Below are 19,284 nucleotides of genomic sequence, written 5' to 3' on the forward strand. Positions count from 1 at the left end.
TGTATGGACTCCGTCGTAAAGGTTTGGTCATTTTTACGTTACATCCCCGAGGGGAGGGAGTCCATACATCGTGACACTACAGGGAATCTTAGCTCAGGCTGAATGTCTTAAAAGTGCCAATAAGAGCAGTACGTATCGCAAGCGATACTCCGGGCACGTGACGGAAATCGTCACTTCGGGTACACAATCGAAGATTGTTTCGGGTACACGACGAAAAACGTCGCTTCGAGTACGCTGATGTCATCAGCTCCGAGTACACGCTGTTTCGAGCACACAGCAACCCCGCCTCGCGTCATTCCCTGATACTACAGGGAATCTTAGTCTGAGCCGAATGTCTCAAAAGTGCCATTAGCTGTCATTGCTCACTCAATTAATCGAAAGTAATGGAATAACAAAGCTTGTTTGATAAGCTCTTATATTGCTCATATTCATCTATAGAAACATCCATACTACAGGTATATAAACCTGAGGTATGCTCAATTACAACTTGATTCGATATAAAGGAGCTCTCTTCCGAGCCGCCAACTACAAAGTCAGAAGTTACTTTTGCCAACAAGCTATATTCAATAGCAATATTCCCACTAACCTTTAAATATCTAGGTTCTTCTATTAATTTTGCTTTTGGGATTGATAACAGCTTGTTTTCAAGGGACTTAATATCCTTAATGTTTAGTTCACTACTAAACTTACTGATATTAAACGAAGGGAATCCCGGAGCTCCGCCGTCCTTTCCCTTTGGTAAAGAAAAATTTAGCGACGGGTGAACAGTGTAAATAAGAGTATTTTGTACAATTTCTTTTGGAACAATAGCTTTTAGCGGTGACTTATCCAGAGTTAGATATTTATCAGTCTGAGAGTTTGATTGACAACCGTTTAACGCAATACCAATTAAAACAATTGTGACTATTTCGTTTTTCATTAAATGTTTCATTAACTCTTTTGTCTGTAAATCGCTCACTAAAGACATTAACCTTTTCATAGAGTTGCGGTCAATCTAATCTCTTTTTATCTTTTCGAGTGGTCCAAAATCTTTGTATGTATAGTAACAACTTTGGCTGTACAAGCGCTTAAGTTTACTTTCACTAAACCATGGATGCTTTTCGAGAATACGATTGGTAAACACTTCAAAATCCATTAGCTTATTTTCACCTTCTGCAAAGTTATAAACTAAAGAATGGCCGAAGAACATCGCCTCTTGGCATGACTGATTGAATGTATCTAATTCTTCGTTTGTGAGGTGTGGATATAGCTTTTCAAGTCTACTCTGAATGGGTTTAAGCCAATTTCGCCCAAACTCCATAGCAAAACCAATACCGTCATTCAGTATTTGTCTTCTCTCGTATGGTTGTTTTCTACGCCGAAACCATTCGAACAATTTAATACCCCATCATGATTTTGAGTGACTGTAGTTCGCTCTTCTGAGACATTAACCGTTTCTTACTGTTTACGTCAATCTGGCAATTCAATTACAACTGACGGATTGTAACCATTTATATTAACGAGCTATTTTACTTTTTTAACTCTGCGATAATTTTGTCTGCGTGTGCGGGTGAATAATACCTTTCGACGGTTAAATATTCATAAACCGAAGGCGCTGTCTTTCCATCCAGAGAGTAGCTTTCAATCGTTGCCCCATGACTCATCAGCGTTTTCGCATTCCTATGGTTGCCGATCATTACAGCTAGTAAAAGAGGTGAATAACCCGATTCGTTAATTGTATTTATGTTGATCTTATTCAGACTGAGGAGATAATCGAGCGTGGTTTCATGGGCAGCAGACAGATGTAGTAAATTGGAACCATGAGAGTTTGTTTCAGTTATCACTTCTGGGGAAGAATCAATGATCGACTTTAAAATGTCCAATCGTTCCCAGTCAACAGCGTAAAGTGCCTTGGTGATATCGGGAATATTCATAGCCAAAATATCTGGAGTGAAATCGATAATCTCCACCCCTTCAAAATCATCGATGAAGACCAAACGATTATCGATTATTTTATGTGGAGGCACCATAAGCCTCAGATGGCTGTAACCAGAGTGATTATCAACCTTGCCCGCATAATCAAAGCTAACACCATTACATGGGTCCATAAAACCATCGTCTGTTTTGGAAACTGAACAGCCTAATATAGGGCTGGACATGCTATAAATTCCAAACTCAGGGTTCTCGCTCATGTAAACATTATTCTCTGTTATATATTGTTCCGTGAACTGTCGGATCGCGCTAGCAAATTCATTGCCGCGTGCCCGTGCGATTGATTGATAAGAAGTGAAACGGTCACGCTTATCTGGAGTGTTTTCGAAAGACTCTTGGATTAATTTTAATTGTGCCGGAGTTCTTCTATGAATAAGTATGGGGTATCCGTTCCAGGAAGTTTTCTGTATTGAATCTAAGGGAGGATTTACTAAATTTACCTGTTCTGGTTTTAAGGAAGCCCCTTCAGAAATAAAGGAAAGTGATAATAGCGCGGCAGCTACACAGGCATGTGTTTTAGTAATTAATCTAGAGTCCAATTTAAAAATAAAATTCATCCTAGCCCTTGAGGAATTATCCCTCTCTTTAAGGTTATTCCTTACTTAAAGTTAAAAACAATTAGAGATAAATCGATATGTGACGAATGTCTCTGGATCGCTCACTAGAGCCGTTGATGATCAATACCTTACGTTTGTTATTGATAATTAGCAAGAGAGCCAGCAACCGCCAGACTTCGTTTGCTTGGCTTAGGTTGCTCCTAAATCAAGATTGAAGAGCTTGTTGCTTCGCAAGGGAATAACTTGTCTAAGAATGGGTAACCGTCAGGTCTTAGCTAGCGCAATTTATCTATTATTTTTGATATATTGTAATATCCTCGTTGTCGCTTGTTCTTCTGTCTCGATAGCATAGTTGCCCTCGTGAAGAACCTTTCGATCATAGACGTAAATCTCTAACACATACAGATCATTTCTTTGCAACCATACCTCCTTAATTCTGTTCTCATAATCTAATTACTTTACAAATCCTGAAAGGCATATAACGGCGCGAGTTAGCGAACGTCCGGCGACCGTAGGGAGAGAATTTAATGGCCTTGTTATGCCTTTGCATGTACGACCCTTGTAAATTGATAGTTCAATGTTGCGCCGCCACCGCGATTAGTTATATGAAATTCATGCAGAACGCCATTTACGAGACAGCAAAGCGCACCTAGAGAATCAGGTGTCTTTGGTGCAAAGCACATTAAGCCAAGTTGGTCTTTTAAAACTGGTGTTTGTTTCGCACCGTTTACTACATTAGCAAATTCTCTTAGTTGAGCGTTATTAGAATTTACAACAGGCATACCTTCGAAGATTTCGAGAGTTTGCACATCATTGGAATTTGTCCGGAGAATATCAAGGACTTTTGAACCAATACGGAGGTTTGGAATTTGGGCTTGTGTTAATTCTTCAGGTAGCAAAATCTCAAAAGGGGCAACAGAAGTTTCTGTGCCTCTCTTTATTTCTGGCTTAGAATTCTTTTTAAACAGCCCAAACATTGGCTTCTCCTGAGGTGCAACATGTTGTAGCGAGCAATTCGCACGTTTTCTGAATAACCTACTTTTACCAAAGCCGCCAACTAATTGCTAGCACTAAGAAAATGGAGTTGAAATGTAGTTTGGTTTAGGACAAAAACGAGCGAATGGTTCCTTTCCTGACTACGCAAGCAAAATATTTTAGCCGGATAAAGAAAAAGGAAAGTTGAATGACTGCAAATCGCTCTCTATAGTCATCGCAACCTGGATCAGACCATACTTATCTGGGATATATATAAGCAAGGCGATAACAAGACTCAGAACCAATTAAAATAAATTCCATGGCCACTCTCCAACAATTAAAGACATGCTACCGGCCAGAAAGAATACTGCCCCCATAATTAAAGAAAACCTGAAACGCCAGGGGTGGTTCCGGCAGTAATTTTTCACTTCTTCTTTTTCTTGAAGGAGTGCACCCATATTAATCAAAAGAACTACTGGAATAGAAGATATAATTAATATCAGACCACTCAAACGATTTTGCAGTAAATTATCACCAGATAAGTCGTAAAGCACAGTCGATATTGAAAGAAGTAACAAACTGAAATGATTAAATAGAAGTGGATATTCGCTCATTTCCCATGGTGATTCATGCAACGAGCCTTCTTGCCCTACACCTAAAACTACCGCCATTGCAGCCCACCAAACGAGATAATAAAATCCGGATGTGAGTGACTTTTCAATCAAAAAGATATTCAATATTGAAATGTAAACTGCCATTCCTAGCATAACTAGGGCAGTCGTTTTTTTTATTTTCATCATTCCATGATTACCACTTTGTTATCAGAACAGAGATTAATAAAAAGCAATATTTGCCAATAAAACCCAGTATAAGCTTTCTTTCATCGTCGGTATTTTAATAAGTTGAACGACTAGTTTTCTTCATCTTGTTAAATGGGAAAATGAATTGGACGCGGAAAAATCACTTACGACTGTAAATCGCTCATTATAGTCATCCCTACCGGGATCAAACAAAAACTTCAGTCTCATCTTCAAAGGATTTAAACTCCAGTGGGTTGCCGCTGAAATCAAGTACAAACATGGTTTGTTGCTGACCACGTTTGCCCTGATAGCGCAGTTGTGGCTTTATGATAAATTCAACTTTCGCCTGCTCTAGCTTTTGAGCCAGAATTGAAAACTGTTCAGGTGCCAGTACGCAACCAAAATGCGGTATAGGCACAGAAACACCATCCACTTTACCGCAATAATCCAACGCATCCACGCTTCCGATATGGGCGGAAAGTTGGTTATTGAAAAAATCAAAATCGACCCAAGTATCGGTTGAACGACCCTCTTCACAACCCAAAATATCGATATAGAACGCTCTGGTGCTGGCTAAGTCTTTAACCTTAAACGCGTAGTGAAAAATACTGCTCATTACGTTATCCTCATTTTCCTCATTGACCTTATGATCGTGCATCGTTACCCGTGGTAATGTTACAAATTACCATATTCATGTTCAATTTTAACCACTTGCACTCGATAGTTCTGATACCAACGAGACTTACCTAAGGCTTGAGCTGTTTGGTGCAAAGGGTGTTGTTTCCAATTCAAGATGTGTTGTTTTGTTGGCCAGTAAGAAATCGCGATTTCCTTTTCACCTTCTGTAGAAGAGGTAAATTCGAGACAACCAAATTCCGAAAATGCCAGTTCTCGCAATTGATTCGCCATTTGCAAATACTCATCATCTACGAGTTTCATTGTGGCGGTAAAAATTACAGCATACATAGTTTTTGGCCTCTAGCACTTGGTGCAAATAGAAAACGATTTAATTAGCTCGGTGCAATAGTTAATGTTTTCCAGATACATTTAACCTTGTGTTGTTATCTGGTAAAAAACGTTACAATTACGTTCGATGAACATCTCAGTTTGACCTTGTCTTGAATGAACCTTGAATGAAACAACCATGTCCCTGTAATTCTGCACTCGATTATGTCCACTGTTGCCAACCATTGCACCAGAGTATACAAACAGCCGCGACCGCTGAACAGTTAATGCGCTCTCGCTACAGTGCCTATGCGCTTAAGTTCGCCACGTATTTACACCAAACCTGGGCAGAGCAAGAACGTGCAAAGCATACTATCGCCGATATTCAGGAATGGGCGGATGAAACCACATGGCTAACATTAGACATTATCACAACCGATAGCGCTGATCCTAAGTATCATTTTGTTGAGTTTCATGCTCACTATCTGCACCAAGGCAAACATTGGTTAATGCATGAAAACTCTCGATTTTGTCAGGAAAATGGTCAATGGCGCTATCTCGATGGTGACGTTAAAACGCATCAACTACTGGGCGAAATCAAACGCAACGATCCTTGCCCTTGCGGTAGTGGTAAGAAATTCAAAAAGTGCCATATCAGCCAATAAAACCAGGTTTGATAATATGGCATTAAAACAAGGCAATTGAATCTGCCCTACTGACGCTGCCAGCGCTCGAATTCAACTCGTCTGCCATTGCCATCAAACCTTTCGGTGATCCACAGATCGCCCGCCAAATGAAACGTGAAGACAAAGCGCTGTCCATCCTCATGTTTAAATGACGCCAGACGCAAATGTTCCTGATATTGGTTTCCTGTTACCTGATACTGGCCTGCCGCCGATGCCCAAAATTTTCCATCTGCCATGCTAATAAAGCTAAAGTGATTATCATCTAATACTTTCAGCGCGGTAAGCTTTAAATCCTGATACTGCTTTATCTGGCCTTTGTCATCCACAAACTCGCCGTCAAGCAGTTTCCAGGTGCCTTGTAATACGCCAGTATTTTTAATTGCCGTACCATTAACCGAATCATAAAATGCCGGTGATTTAACCGAAGTAAACAGCGCCGATATCAGCAACACTAACAATAGATATGCCAGGTTTTTCAAGGAAGGTTTGATACTCATTGCAAGGGTTCATCCATGGTTCAGGCGATGTTTATGTATTCCTAACGTACTGGAAAAGCGCCATTTTTACAATGCACAAAACCACAAATCCTTAGTCCAGGCGTTTTTTAAAGCGAAGTGCTGCGAGCAAGAGACCGAACAGTGTAAAGCCGGCGAGCCAGTACAGATCAAAGGTCATGGTTAGCACCTCAACATCCCGCAATGCCACACCACGAATAAGGCGCATAAAGTGGGTCGCGGGCAGTGCTTCGGCAATGATCTGCGCAACCCTTGGCATCCCTTCGTAGGGAAACATAAAACCGGATAACAAAATGGATGGCAACAGCACAAATACCGTCATTTGCATGGACTGCAACTGATTTTTAGCGATGGTCGAAATCACCAGACCTAACACCAGCGATGAAGAAATGAATAACAAAGTTATACCGGCAAGCGCCAGCATACTGCCATTGATGGGCACATGAAAAATAAAATAGCCCAAGCTGAGGATCAGAGTAACTTGAATCAAACCAATAAAAATATACGGGATGATTTTCCCCAACATAAGCTCGATGGACTTTAACGGGGTATTGATCAACAGCTCTAAATTGCCCTGCTCGCGCTCGCGCACGATTGCGGCAGAGGTAAACATGATCATCGTCATGGTTAAAATGACCGCCACCAGTCCGGGCACAATATTCACAACGGTTCTTTGCTCTGGGTTATACAACAGAGTGACTTCAAATGTCGGCGTATTACGATTGGCACTTTTGGAAATTAATTCTGCTAAGGGCATATTACGCAAACCTTTAATGCTTGCGGCGATCATCGTATCTGAGCCATCCGTTAGCCACTGGGCAATGGGGCGCGACGTTTCTTGATCAGTTGCCGGTGGCGTTGCAAATCCAACGCTGCCGTGTCGCACCAATCGTTGGCTCACATCCGCGGGAATAATGAATACGGCTCGTACATCTTGTTTTGATATCGCATTTTGTGCTTCCTCAACAGAGGCATATTGATGAGTAAACGTAACCACCTGTGTGGCACTCACGGTTTGCACTAATATTCGGCTAAGTGCCGTTTGGCTTTGATCAACCAAACCTACCGGGATATGGCGGACATTGGTATTAATGGCAAAGCCAAATAACAACAACTGAATTAACGGGATCATCACCACCATGCCAAAGGTCATCCGGTCTCGTTTTAACTGCATCAGTTCCTTATAGAAAATGGCCTGAATTCGATAAACAAAATTCATTGGCGACCTTCGCCGGTACAGGTTACAAATACGTCTTCAAGACTGGGTCTTACCATTGTTAAAGATTCGGCTTCTTGATTCGATAAGCAGGACAGCAGATGTTCCTTGGGCTGGCTTACGTCTTTCTCGATTAACACCCGCAAGCGGGTACCGAGTTGCGCGGCGCTGATCACACTGGGCGTTTGCAGCAACTGTTCTTTAAGCTGGCGAATTCGGTCACTTTGCACTTCAATCACGTTCGCGTTCATCCCCGCCATTAACGCTTCTGGTGTGCCATCTGCGCGTTTAATGCCAGCTTCCAAAATGGCCAGACCATGGCATCGCTCTGCTTCATCCATGTAATGGGTAGAGACAAGAATACTGGTTCCCGATTCACTTAAATCAAATAATTGTTCCCAAAAGTCCCGCCGTGATTCGGGATCCACTGCGGATGTTGGCTCATCAAGAAAAAGCAAATCCGGCTTGTGCAATACGGCTGCCGCTAGCGCCAGTCTTTGTCGTTGCCCTCCACTCATGCTGCCGGCAAATTGATCCGCCAATCGGCTTAAATTGTAAATATCGAGCAATTCTTCGATTCGCTGCTTTTGTGTAGTCCCGTGAATGCCATAAACTTTGGCGATAAAGCTCAGATTTTCTCGTACCGTTAAATCTCGATACATGGAAAAAATTTGAGTCATATAGCCGATATGGTAGCGCAGTTGATTGGCCTGTTGCGGCAACTTTAAACCGAGAACATCCACCTCACCATAGGTAGGTGTTAACAATCCGGTCAACATCCGAATCGAGGTGGTTTTACCACAACCATTGGGGCCTAAAAAGCCGTAAATTTTGCCTCGTTCGATATCCAGATCAAGGTGTTGTATGGCCTTTAATGCACCAAAGTTCTTGCCCATTCCCCGCGCCTTGATCACCAAATCCTTGCCATCGACACTAGATGAACTCATGGTAAATCAACCTGCACCGGGATCCCGCTCGCCAGTTTTTGAAAATCGCTCGATAGCTGAATTTCTGCCAGATACATTAATCGCGCGCGTTCGTCCTGATTCAATGCATAATAAGGCGTAAATGCTGGCTCATAAGATATCCAGCGAACTTTTCCCGTTAACGTTTTCTCCAAACCATCAACATGCATGGTTAATTCATCACCCACCGAAATTTTTACCCGATAAGGCTCCGGCACGTAGACTCGGGCATAAGGCGCATCCCCGGCCATGACAATGGCAACTGGACTGCCAATCGTAACCCGCTCGCCTAAGTTCCAGGGTAAGTTATCCAAAATACCCGCGCGCGTGGCACGAATGGTTAAATCGTTGAGTTTTTTTTGCTGAGAAGCAAGTGCCGCCTTGGCGGCATCAAGGTGGGCTTCAGCCATTTGAATATCTTCTGGACGGGAACCGTTAGTGAGCTCTTTGAGCTCTTCTTCGGCGGAATCTAATGCCGCTTGATCAGAATCACGTTTGGCTAATGCTCTGGAAAGGTTTGCTTTGGACATCAGGTTTTGTGCGGCTAATTCTTCTGCCCGTAAATAATTGGCCTGACTGTCCACCAGCGCCGCTCTGGTGCCTGCAACCTTAGCACTTGCGGCAGCGACTTCTTCTTCACGGGCGCCATTTCGAAGCTTATCAAGACTCGCCATTGCTTCGGCAACATCCGCATGGGATCTGGCGACTTCTGCCTTTTGCGCCGTGTCATCAAGCTTGGCCAGAACCGTTCCTTTTGCCACCAAACTGCCCTGGGCAACCGGCAAATCAATTAAGACTTCATTGATTGTCGCGGTATGGGCAATTCGATCTCTTTCCAATGTTCCCAGTGCAACATGGGACTGACGGGGTTCACAGGCAATGAGAAAAAAAGCAAATATGCAAACGAGAGTTTGTCTCATAAGCACCTCTTAACAAATTGATTTATCTGATTATTTAAAGATTAGTATTACTCTTTCGCCAACAAAGGGCAATCGTTAGGCAGTACCATCGCGATTTCTGCAGGTGCGACTGAAAAGGTAATTTGTTTTTCCGATATGGGTTCACCATCAAGGTTAACCGGCATTGACTCTTTCGCCAACCAGCGCACAGATTTTGCTTGTTGTCGCTTTACAAACTTTCCATCGAGTTGCACCTTGTCCTGTATATCGATGAGTTCTTTAAGCACTTCGGATACAGCTTCGCTCGGAAATTCGGTGATCGCGACAATATCAAGCAGACCATCATTGATAAACGCATGGGGGGCAAGTTGCTGTCCGCCGCCCGCCTGTCGGCCATTGCATACCGCCGCAACAATCACATTGACTTCTTCCTGGGTATCATCGATGTCAATGATGCCGGGAAATGGCGTAAAGTTAACGGCCTGGATCAGTCCTGACAATGTATACGCCCCGCCGCCAAGAAAGTTCTTTAATGCTACCGGCGTGGCGGTAGTCACTTGCGCGCCAAATCCACCACTGGCAACATTAATAAAATAGTATTCATTGGCCTTAGCAACATCAATCCAATATGCCTTGCCGGTTATGGCCACCTGCAATGCTTCCACTAAACCTTCTGGATACAAAGCTGAAGTCGCAAAGTCATTGGCTGTCCCCAAAGGGAGGATACCCAGCTCTGGGCGCTTGTCTTTGGCCAATGCCATTAATGCGCTCACCGTTTCATTGACAGTGCCATCGCCACCACCGGCGATCAATCGCGAGACTCCTTCTGCACTGGCTTCTTGAACAAAGCGGGCAATATCGCCCCCCTCAAACGTGACTCGAACATCCAAATCATATTGCTTACGACACTCAAAAATTGCCGCTCGCACATTGTCTAAGCCAGCTTTCTTACCATTTAAAAGCAGCCGAACCGGTTTTGCCATTATCCACCCTCGCCATAGTTTTCCAGTTGACCTTGTTGTTTGCGTGGCCAGGTCAATATAAATTTAGCCCCACCTAAGGGTGAATCTTCAATTTTGGCACTGCCATGATGCCAAATCATGATCTTGTTGGTGATCGCCAGCCCCAAACCAAGGCCACCGGTATCTTTGCCCCGGCTTGCATCAAATCGAGAAAACGCATCAAAGATGATTTTCTTAAACTCGTCATCCACCCCGTCACCATTGTCTTCAACACAAATCTGACAACGTTTATGGTCGGCACTCACCGATACCAAGATATGATCTTTGGTGTAGGTGATGGCATTTTCTATTAGGTTAGATACTGCGCGATTAAGAAAATGTGGATCATATTCAATCAGTAATTCCGACTCTGGCGGCTTCATTTCCAGTTTGCCATCAAAATGTAATGCTGCGCTATGCACCTGATGGCGCAACAGTTCGGTCAGGTTGCCCATCGAAAAGCTTAAATTTGGCTGCTCATTTTCAAATGAGGCATACACCAGCATCTCTTTTACCAAAGCCTCCAATTCATTGATATCATTGGTAATGTTATGCAAATATTTTTCCCGATCAATATCTTCTCTGGCGGCTTTTAATACTTCCAGAGAAAAACGACTACGTGCTAATGGGGTGCGAAGTTCATGGGCCACTGCATTGGTGAGTTCTTTATGGGAGGTAACCAGAGAGCTTATCCGCCCTGCCATTTTATTGAATGTTTGCGCGATTGGCCGAATAACCGAAGAACGGGTATTTAACACTTTGGCGTTGAAATTCCCCTGGGTAAATTGCTGTAATGCTCGGTCGAACCGACTCAAGTCTCTCGATATCGGCCAAATCCAGACTAAAATCACCAGGCCGAGAGAAACAATAATAAACAAGCGAATGATCGCGGCGGTTCGTGGCCGGGTTGGGGATTTTACCGGGCCTAACACCAGTACCTTGTCTTCCTGCTCCATCACATGAAATAAGGTAATGCGTTGATCGTCGTAATACACGCTGATGTTATCAAAAACGATATGGTTAGAATCCGGCGCAATGAGGTGGATATTCGCCCGGTCTTCAACTTTCATCGGCAGCGCATAACGCAATGAAGCTTGCTCGACGATACCTGGCCATTGATAAACCGGTTGTTCAAGAATATCTTCTTCTACGGCCCGCAGTACGGTTTTATAGCCCGTGTAGGATTCGACATCCTGTTCAACCTGCATACTCCAGAATTCATCTAGAACCCAATTGATTATTCCCAGGCTGACAATAATCAAACAATACAGCGCAAAGAAGGAACGCCCTAAACTCATGGGTTAATCCCATGCATCAGCCACAAACAAGTACCCCTGCCCCCAAATCGTTTTAATTCGAAATGGGCTTTCATTGGAATCATGAAGCTTCTTGCGCAGTCGCGATATTCTCACATCGACACTGCGATCCATACCATCATACTCGCGCCCAACTACCGCCTTGTAGATATAATCACGATTTTGCACTTCACCGGCCCGATTGGCCAGCAACCAGAGCAAATCAAATTCCTGTGATGTCAGTTCTATATTTTCCTCGTTGAGGATCACCTGACGGGAATTTTTGTTGACGTAAAGTTTGCCACAGGTCACTTCACCTTTATCTTGCGAGCCCTGTGCCATCCGACCCCGTCTTAACAACGCATGAATTCGGGCTAACAGCACTCTGGGTTCAACCGGTTTGGCCACATAATCATCGGCACCGATTTCCAAACCCAAAACCTGATCAAAGTCTGTACTCTTTGCAGTAAGCATCAATATTGGATTTTGGTAGGTCATGCGCAGATCGCGGCATACCGTAAAACCATCTTTACCCGGCAGCATAACATCAAGCACAATGAGATCCGGTGAGAATGTTTCTACGACTTTTTCTACCGTGTCGCCGCGAAATTCCTGTTTTACATGAAAATCTTCGGCAACTAAAAAATCTTTAATCAGATCGGATAATTGACGATCATCTTCAACAAGCAATATTTTTGTAAGACTGGCTGGGCTGTCAGACATAGCTTTTCTCCTAAGACGGATGGATACCATCAATCTTGCTAAACCCTGTAAATATGGCTATCGACCATATTTATTAACTAAGTGAGATAACCTACTAGTTTAGTAGCAAATTTAGGTTTCAGCGGGATTTGTTAGGCTCTTAAATATGCCTTTCTTTCGAGCCAGAGAAAACTCAGGCATATGAGGAACGCTAGCCACAACCAAAACTTATTATAAGGCTGGTAATTGCTACTTTGCGTTGCGTTGGCATGAGTGAATGCGGTTTGCTGAATATCTTCACTGTGTAGGCCAATGCTCGATTGCTGATTTTCATAGGCAAAATGTGCAGCAAAACTGTTTACTGGGTTCACATAGCGCCACTGCTGTGAAACTATGTTGTTTCCCTGAAATAAGCGGTAATTCGTCCAGCCTTTTGTCTCTGGAAAGTGAACCGCACAAAACATGGGGATATGATTCTGCCGTTGCAGCAATGCAATCGGATTCGCGTTGGAATTATCCGCAAAACCATGCACCAGCAACCGTAGTTCTTCATTTTTCATCTGCGATTCCATCGGGCCTACCGCATTGTGCATTACACAAACAGACTCGGCGCTGTGTTGTACACTTATCGCCAGATCCGATTGTGGTAACAACTGAGTGCTGTTTCGCTGGCGCGCGGTATACTGAGTGAGAAATTGCCAGTAGCTTTGATAGTCAAAGCTGTTATCAGACAATTGCCATTGATACGCATTATCGATACTGCTCACCACCACTCTTCCCTGTCCTACACGCATACCGCTGATAAGGCGCTGCCCTGAAGGCGCAACCAACAAGGCATCGCTATTTATCCACATCAGCGCATTCGTTTGGTGTGCAATCGCATCAAGTTTTTGGTTATTTGCCAGTGTAAACTTGCGATCAAGGGTGTTGGCATTTGAGTTCGTGGGCATATCAGCGCCCGACCCATTGCCGGTTGCCTTTGCATTATTTGCTTGTACCTCAACCCCGGAAATTTGTTGCAGAGTACGTGCCGACAGAGCGCCGTCTCCAACAATAAACACGCCCAGACCTTCCTCAGCTAACTGTCGTAACTCTTGCCTTTGTGGGTACGAAAATTCTTCAACCATACGTCCATCCATGATCAGCAGGTCAAAATCAGCTAACAGATTGCGTTCGATTAACGGAGCATCGCTGCTAATTTGCCGAAATTGAGACGTCAGATTGCTATGCTGCAATAAATATTTTTGTTCGCTGATGCGGGTTCGGATCACCAATTGGTGTCCCAGTTGTTGCATATAATTTTTTAAATGGCGGGTTTCAAATGATGGCGATGATTGCACAATCATTACCCGCATTGGTTGCGCTTCTGCTATAGACACAGCAATGGACTGTTCCGCTACGGCCTTGGCGGCCAAGGGTTCGTCGGAGTTGAGCGAACCTGTTTCGCGTTGCCTCATATTAGTATTGGTATGACTATCGTTATCGGTAGCAAATTCCTGTGTTGCCGATAACGTATTATCCGCGCCCGTTGGCGTACGATACAATGCAATGGTAAATAATAACTGTCCCGGAATGTTGGCGGGGATCTGCAAAGAAAATCCTTCTTGCGCCACAATATTTCGACGTTGAGCAACGATCTCTCCGCCAGGATCGGTGACTTCAATGTTAAATACCTCGGTCTCGTCCCCCTGTACAAAACCACTTAGTTGCCATTGTTGGCCGAGGTATGTCTGCTTGCGCCATTGTAAACGGTTAAAACCTGGCGTTGGGACATTCTCTTGTAAATAGCTTATCTGGCGAATATTGGCCTGGGCATACTGCAACTGTGAAAATCCATCACCGTGCACCACCAAAGGCAGTTCCGCTCGGCCTTGCCAATACCAATTCCCTAAATCTTCGACAATGGCGGCTTGTAGTCCGGGAGACTGTTGCAACGTTGCCAGATTCAACCCCTGATTTAGCCACTGATTTACCAACGCCCGAGTAAGCCAATGTTCATCTTTAGGAGAGGCCGAAATAGATTTGTGAAGCTGTTCCATTGACATCCCCGTGGTATATAAATGGCTTTTCGGAAGGTCTCGTGGGGCGTCGAGATTTATCGGGTTCATAATTAGCCACGCCAGAATAGCGGCAATGGTATTGACCAATAGCAATACAGATTTTCTCAGACGCTTTTGCTTGCGAAACTTAATGATCGCGACCGTGGTAATACCCAGGGCCAGAAATAATCCCAATGCCAATATAAAATGCGAATTCATTAGCAAAATTTCAATCTGATTTTGACCGCCCGCCGACTCTGATCCACCACTCGTAAAGTGAATTCGAAAATTCATTATTGTGTTTCCCTACTGCTACTGACCCCATCATTTGGCATCAACGCATCCCGCATCAAAGGAGTACGAGGATAAAAGGATTGTTGTTGAAACAAGCTTTTACTTTGCACCGGGATCATTCGATACAATTGACGGTTTAGACGATCCCAGCATTGAAGACATTGTGGCGGTGTGAATGATCTGTGACTCAACAGTTGCTGGGTCATTGCAACATAGTCGATAAGCTCGGGATGTTGTCCTAGCCTGTCATTCAATACTGCTTGCAAAGCCACTAACACTTGCTCGCTTTGCGTTGACCAGGAATTCGCCTCTAAACCCTGCATTTGCAGATACAAACGTAAAACCGGGTGCGATGCATCTTCGACATCCTGCTGCTCTTGCCGCTGTTTAATGTCGCTCAAATCCCCTTGGTAACGACGCTCTTCGCTGACTGGCGGCGGTTCAAAGCCTAGTCGTTTTACGTAGATTCGGTCTGCTTTTTGCGCCCGGGTTAAATAGCTGAGTGCCTGCTCTTCAAACGGTAAGGCTTTACTCGGTTGATGAAGCATTAATTCCAGTTCCGCCTGCCACATAAATGACAATGCCATTTTCATTAATGCTTTGGGATCTTGAGCGGTACTGACGCCAACATCCACATCTTCATGGGCATGGCCAAAGGTATCAATTATCTGTTGAGCTCCGGATAAATCTCGGGAGGGTTGTAAGCCACCATCATCGTGGGTTTCATGGCTGTGTTCACCGACTCCCTCAACCCTGTCATTTGAATGTTCAACACCCGGACCACTGAGATCAAATTGCGATTCTTTGCTATGATGTTCGTGATCTTCATGCGAGTCTTTTTCTTCTCTGTCGCTTTCCGGTGCCGAGTCGTCACCACTTGCGGAAAAACCCTCATTCTCATCACCAAGATATTGGCCATATTTAAGCTTTAGATCCCCTTGAGAAAAGCCAAGCTGTTTCGAGGTCTGATTAAACTCATTGACGGACAGTAAACGTTTATCGGCGATAAGTTGCCGGGTTTCGATGATAATTTGCCGCTGACTTTTAAAATATTCCGGCAGTAAATCCAATACCATGCCGTCGGCCAGGATAACCTGACTATCTTCGTCGAGCCACCGAATAATGTAGGTTCGGGAACGACTTTGCTGCGCCTTAGGCTCGCGGTTATCGGCGGCAATGATGGTAAAATAAAGCTCATCACCTGGCTCCATAGATAGCGCATCTAAATCGAATACCTTAAGTAGTTGATAGCGATTGTTTTCCGCTGTGATATCCTGCTGTTCTGTGGTGGTTGCACGGGTGTTTTGACCAATCTGTAACGCTTTGATCTGGTCAAATTCAAGTTTAGAATCGCGAAATTTTACCGCTTCACCACTCCCCTTTGCCACAGATGCTAATATGTGCGCATCCTGCAAACCATGATCATCAAACACTTGCGCCTGCAGACTCACTCGCGGCGAAGCGTTTTTATCAAGCCGGGTAATGGTATTTTGCGGGGTAATAATACGAATTTCTGGCGGCCGATCGATGAACACTTGTATTGTATAAGCGCTGTCGGAAATCAAGGTTTCGGTGATTGCGGGCTCTGCGGCTTGCTGTAGCTGTTGCTCCCGGTCGTGTTCATGGTCAACAGCTTTGTCGTTACTTTCCACAACAAAGCTATAGGTCGACGTCTGGCTAACATCATAAATAAGTTCATAGCGTCCGGTTACCTGCTTGGTCATCGGCATGGTTTTACCATCACTAAACGTTACTGAGACATTATCGACCGGTTGATTTAATTCCAATGTCCACGTCACTTTCGAACCCGAAACCGCCCGTATCTCTGACGAGTCGCTTTTATACTCTGCGATGCCGGTATACGCAGGCGGCGTCACCGTAATGGCAAGATTAACAACCGTGATTTTGCCATAGCGCTGTTTCGTTCCCTGTTCAGCACCTTGTTTAACACTGGGTTCAAATGTTGGCCGCGACAACAAATGAGTTTGCCAATAATGACCAAAACTCAACAACAAGATAAGCACGGCTAACCAGACGAACTGATTCGGTTTCGGATGATTAAAACGCCGAGGAAGTATTACAGCATTCGGGCAATTTAATAAATCACTGACCAATCCCACCGTGCGCTGTTTTTGTAACCTTTGTACCGGATTTAATTGTTCGGTCGGACGGGTGAGTAAATCACTACTGTGGTTCAGATAGGGATATTGATGGTCGAGATAGTCCAACCAGTTAGCAAAGGAAATTCTGCGCCAGCGCGTCTTTTTGGTCGCATAAACCAATACCGTTATCGAGAAAATCACAGCCGCGATAAGTTGCACAGCCGAACTGGCATCTGCCCGGTTCATCACGGCAGGCAACCAGTGAACGAGCAGGTTTACGGTTAAGTACATTGCGACACCGCATAGTGCCGCAAAAAAGAGCATTAAATACAAGCGTTGGCGCCTGAAACGACGCAACAGCAAGGCGACATTACCACAATCTCTACAGGATAAATCGCTGAGTCGATGGAGATGGTCCTGATCAAGATCGCCCCCCCGCCAATAATCAAAAACATTAGGAGGATTCATCAACACCCTCCTCCTTCTGTGACCGGGCACCATAACGTTGTTTACCCGCCGAACCTGATGGCCGACCCCATTCGCTTAACCAACGCTCGGCGATAAATACCAGGCAGAAAAGGATGGCCAACAAAGACTGCGAATTCCGAAAATTTTCTTGTTGTACATCATTGAGCTGCTGACTTTGTTTTTTCGCCACCGCCTTTGCGAGTGTGACATCCTCAGTTGTTTGTGCTGTTTGATCCGTTCTTACTTGCTGGCGGATAAGGGCATGTGATAACAGATAATTTTGATTAAAGCCTGCCTCGATGCCATTGCTGAATAGCCAAACATACAATAAATGTGGCAGTTGCCTTTGCTCGAGTAGATCCGACCATTGTCTGTCAAAGCGGGTATTGAGTTGCCATAGCGTCACTTGACGATGATCGGACTTTATGGTGTTTTCTTGTTGGCGCTTTAAGGCTTGATCATAAAAGTCAGGCTCCTGCGAGTTATCTTCAGACGTATACTCCTGAGCGGCCTGTTGTTGAGAAGCCTGCTGTTGAGAAGCATACAGCGCTGCACTGTCAGTAATTTCGATCCTGCGCTTTAACAGCACGGGTTGTTGACCGCGGTTTGCCAAGGCATGTTGCCAAACCGTCTCTTGCCATATTGTAGTGAAATCAGCACCTTGGTAATCCGCTCGTTTGGTTTTGGTGGTTGCGGGCAGATATTTTAATACGTTGACTGGCTCTAACAACAAACCTGCAGCATTCGCAGACTGTTGTGGTAAATCCACGGTGCCCGTGGTTGGCGCGTGCCAATTGATTGCATGCTGTATTGAACTTTCACTGAACACAACCCCATTATCCGGCATCGCCGCCACAATACGTTCAATGTTTGGATTATTATCCGTAAGCGCCGGTAAGTAAAAAACACCGTTTAAATCCGCCAAAGACCGGCTAAGCAAGCCTTTGTCTGTCGCTGGCATGGACGGGAAAACCTCGGTGTCTAACGCTCTGCTCACGGCGATATCCGCTATCTTGGATGCGCTGATGCGTGCCATTGCCCTTTGTAATTGCATGGCATCTTGCTCGCGCGAAACATGGGCAATAATCAACACCTTGGCTTGCGGTGGCGAATTTTTCGATAACCATGACGCTGGCAATGATTGGCTTTTTGGAAAATGAAAGTTCAGCTGTTGATAATGTTTAATGGATGGCTGTTCACCTAGGTAGTAAGCTAGTTGGCGTGTGGCGTAAACATCAAGGTGTTTATCAATAAAGGAAATATTTTCCTGAGCATGAATGTACTCAAAAAAGTTGTCAATTCCCTGCCAGTCATTTGCCGCAATTACGCCATGAGCATCACTCGAAGTTACGATTTCGAGTAATGATTTTGCGTCATCGCTTGACGATTTTGCGCTGATAATTTTTTCATAAAGCTCATCGGTGAATTCTGGGTAGTTAGGCAACAACAGCAAAGATTGAACATTTTTATCACTCGAGTTAACAAGTTTGCTCAGCTCTTCACGATTTGCCGATTGTAAGTACCCCATACTCACCAGCTTAATTCGTGAGGTATTTAAATTGGTGGTGGCAAAGTTTGTAAAAAACGCCCCTGCGATCAATAAAACGCTGAGCAGTAGCAAACATGATCGCAACCAGAACAGGCGTTTTTCCTGCAATTGTATTTGGGTTGTGGCCATGGGTTTGGTATCGGGTAACAAATCCAGCAAAGCAAACGCTCGTGTTTGTGGTTTTTGTTGCGTAAACCAATGGATATACACCACGATTGCCAGTGCCAGTAAGCCCAGCATAAGTGCAGGAAAGTAGAAATTAATCAATGCCGAAGAAAACAAAGCCAGTATCGTCATCAGGCCCT

Annotated in this window: 18 protein-coding genes; 1 reads left to right on the forward strand and 17 read right to left on the reverse strand. The window is 44.4% G+C overall.

Annotated elements, in window-relative coordinates; translation table 11 throughout:
• Window positions 1-370: 370 nt before the first annotated feature.
• The 7 genes from FE810_RS14820 to FE810_RS14850 all read right to left on the reverse strand — a co-directional run bounded on the left by FE810_RS14820 (window position 371) and on the right by FE810_RS14850 (window position 5,269).
• A complete protein-coding gene (locus FE810_RS14820; RefSeq protein WP_138321061.1) occupies window positions 371-967 on the reverse strand; it encodes a hypothetical protein in 597 nt (198 codons plus the stop codon).
• Window positions 968-994: 27 nt separating this feature from the next.
• Window positions 995-1,375: a hypothetical protein gene (locus FE810_RS14825; protein ID WP_138321063.1), complete on the reverse strand. Its 381-nt coding sequence runs from the start codon at window positions 1,373-1,375 to the stop codon at window positions 995-997.
• A 133-nt stretch (window positions 1,376-1,508) separates the two neighbouring features.
• Window positions 1,509-2,528: an ankyrin repeat domain-containing protein gene (locus tag FE810_RS14830; RefSeq protein ID WP_138321065.1), complete on the reverse strand. Its 1,020-nt coding sequence runs from the start codon at window positions 2,526-2,528 to the stop codon at window positions 1,509-1,511.
• Window positions 2,529-3,064: 536 nt separating this feature from the next.
• Window positions 3,065-3,505 (reverse strand): hypothetical protein, encoded by a 441-nt coding sequence (locus FE810_RS14835; protein ID WP_138321067.1) that lies wholly within the window; start codon window positions 3,503-3,505, stop codon window positions 3,065-3,067.
• 303 nt (window positions 3,506-3,808) lie between these two features.
• Entirely contained in the window at window positions 3,809-4,303 is a 495-nt protein-coding gene (locus tag FE810_RS14840; RefSeq protein ID WP_138321069.1) for a hypothetical protein, read from the reverse strand.
• 205 nt (window positions 4,304-4,508) lie between these two features.
• The gene (locus FE810_RS14845) at window positions 4,509-4,919 is read right to left on the reverse strand and encodes a VOC family protein (RefSeq protein WP_138321070.1); all 411 of its coding nucleotides are present in this window, start codon (window positions 4,917-4,919) and stop codon (window positions 4,509-4,511) included.
• Between the two features lie 59 nt (window positions 4,920-4,978).
• Window positions 4,979-5,269, reverse strand: coding sequence for an antibiotic biosynthesis monooxygenase family protein (locus tag FE810_RS14850; RefSeq protein WP_138321072.1), 291 nt, complete (start codon window positions 5,267-5,269; stop codon window positions 4,979-4,981).
• A 167-nt stretch (window positions 5,270-5,436) separates the two neighbouring features.
• On the opposite strand from FE810_RS14850, the gene FE810_RS14855 reads away from it, so the two are divergent.
• Window positions 5,437-5,913, forward strand: coding sequence for a YchJ family protein (locus FE810_RS14855; RefSeq protein WP_138321074.1), 477 nt, complete (start codon window positions 5,437-5,439; stop codon window positions 5,911-5,913).
• Between the two features lie 47 nt (window positions 5,914-5,960).
• On the opposite strand, the gene FE810_RS14860 is transcribed toward FE810_RS14855, so the two are convergent.
• The 10 genes from FE810_RS14860 to FE810_RS14905 all read right to left on the reverse strand — a co-directional run bounded on the left by FE810_RS14860 (window position 5,961) and on the right by FE810_RS14905 (window position 19,276).
• Window positions 5,961-6,431, reverse strand: a complete 471-nt coding sequence (locus tag FE810_RS14860) for a hypothetical protein (protein WP_138321076.1) — start codon at window positions 6,429-6,431, stop codon at window positions 5,961-5,963.
• Window positions 6,432-6,522: 91 nt separating this feature from the next.
• Complete coding sequence (locus FE810_RS14865; protein WP_138321078.1) at window positions 6,523-7,668, reverse strand: ABC transporter permease; 1,146 nt, start codon at window positions 7,666-7,668, stop codon at window positions 6,523-6,525.
• Window positions 7,665-8,612, reverse strand: a complete 948-nt coding sequence (locus FE810_RS14870; protein ID WP_138321080.1) for an ABC transporter ATP-binding protein — start codon at window positions 8,610-8,612, stop codon at window positions 7,665-7,667. The genes FE810_RS14865 and FE810_RS14870 overlap by 4 nt, the downstream gene beginning before the upstream one ends.
• Window positions 8,609-9,550, reverse strand: a complete 942-nt coding sequence (locus FE810_RS14875; RefSeq protein WP_138321081.1) for an HlyD family secretion protein — start codon at window positions 9,548-9,550, stop codon at window positions 8,609-8,611. Before FE810_RS14875 ends, FE810_RS14870 begins: the two co-directional genes overlap by 4 nt.
• 47 nt (window positions 9,551-9,597) lie before the next feature.
• On the reverse strand, window positions 9,598-10,512 hold the full coding sequence (gene yegS, locus FE810_RS14880; RefSeq protein ID WP_138321084.1) for a lipid kinase YegS: 915 nt from the start codon (window positions 10,510-10,512) through the stop codon (window positions 9,598-9,600).
• Complete coding sequence (locus tag FE810_RS14885) at window positions 10,512-11,828, reverse strand: ATP-binding protein (protein ID WP_138321086.1); 1,317 nt, start codon at window positions 11,826-11,828, stop codon at window positions 10,512-10,514. Before FE810_RS14885 ends, yegS begins: the two co-directional genes overlap by 1 nt.
• Before the next feature lie 3 nt (window positions 11,829-11,831).
• Window positions 11,832-12,548, reverse strand: coding sequence for a winged helix-turn-helix domain-containing protein (locus FE810_RS14890; protein WP_138321088.1), 717 nt, complete (start codon window positions 12,546-12,548; stop codon window positions 11,832-11,834).
• 131 nt (window positions 12,549-12,679) lie between these two features.
• Entirely contained in the window at window positions 12,680-14,860 is a 2,181-nt protein-coding gene (locus FE810_RS14895; protein WP_138321089.1) for a hypothetical protein, read from the reverse strand.
• Window positions 14,860-17,430 carry a hypothetical protein gene (locus FE810_RS14900; RefSeq protein ID WP_138321091.1) on the reverse strand — a complete coding sequence of 857 codons (2,571 nt, stop codon included), beginning with the start codon at window positions 17,428-17,430 and terminating at the stop codon, window positions 14,860-14,862. The genes FE810_RS14895 and FE810_RS14900 overlap by 1 nt, the downstream gene beginning before the upstream one ends.
• Window positions 17,417-19,276 (reverse strand): BatA domain-containing protein, encoded by a 1,860-nt coding sequence (locus FE810_RS14905; RefSeq protein ID WP_138321093.1) that lies wholly within the window; start codon window positions 19,274-19,276, stop codon window positions 17,417-17,419. Before FE810_RS14905 ends, FE810_RS14900 begins: the two co-directional genes overlap by 14 nt.
• Window positions 19,277-19,284 lie beyond the last annotated feature (8 nt).

Origin of the sequence: Thalassotalea litorea (assembly GCF_005843925.1) — a bacterium.
GTDB classification, from domain to species: domain Bacteria; phylum Pseudomonadota; class Gammaproteobacteria; order Enterobacterales; family Alteromonadaceae; genus Thalassotalea_A; species Thalassotalea_A litorea_A.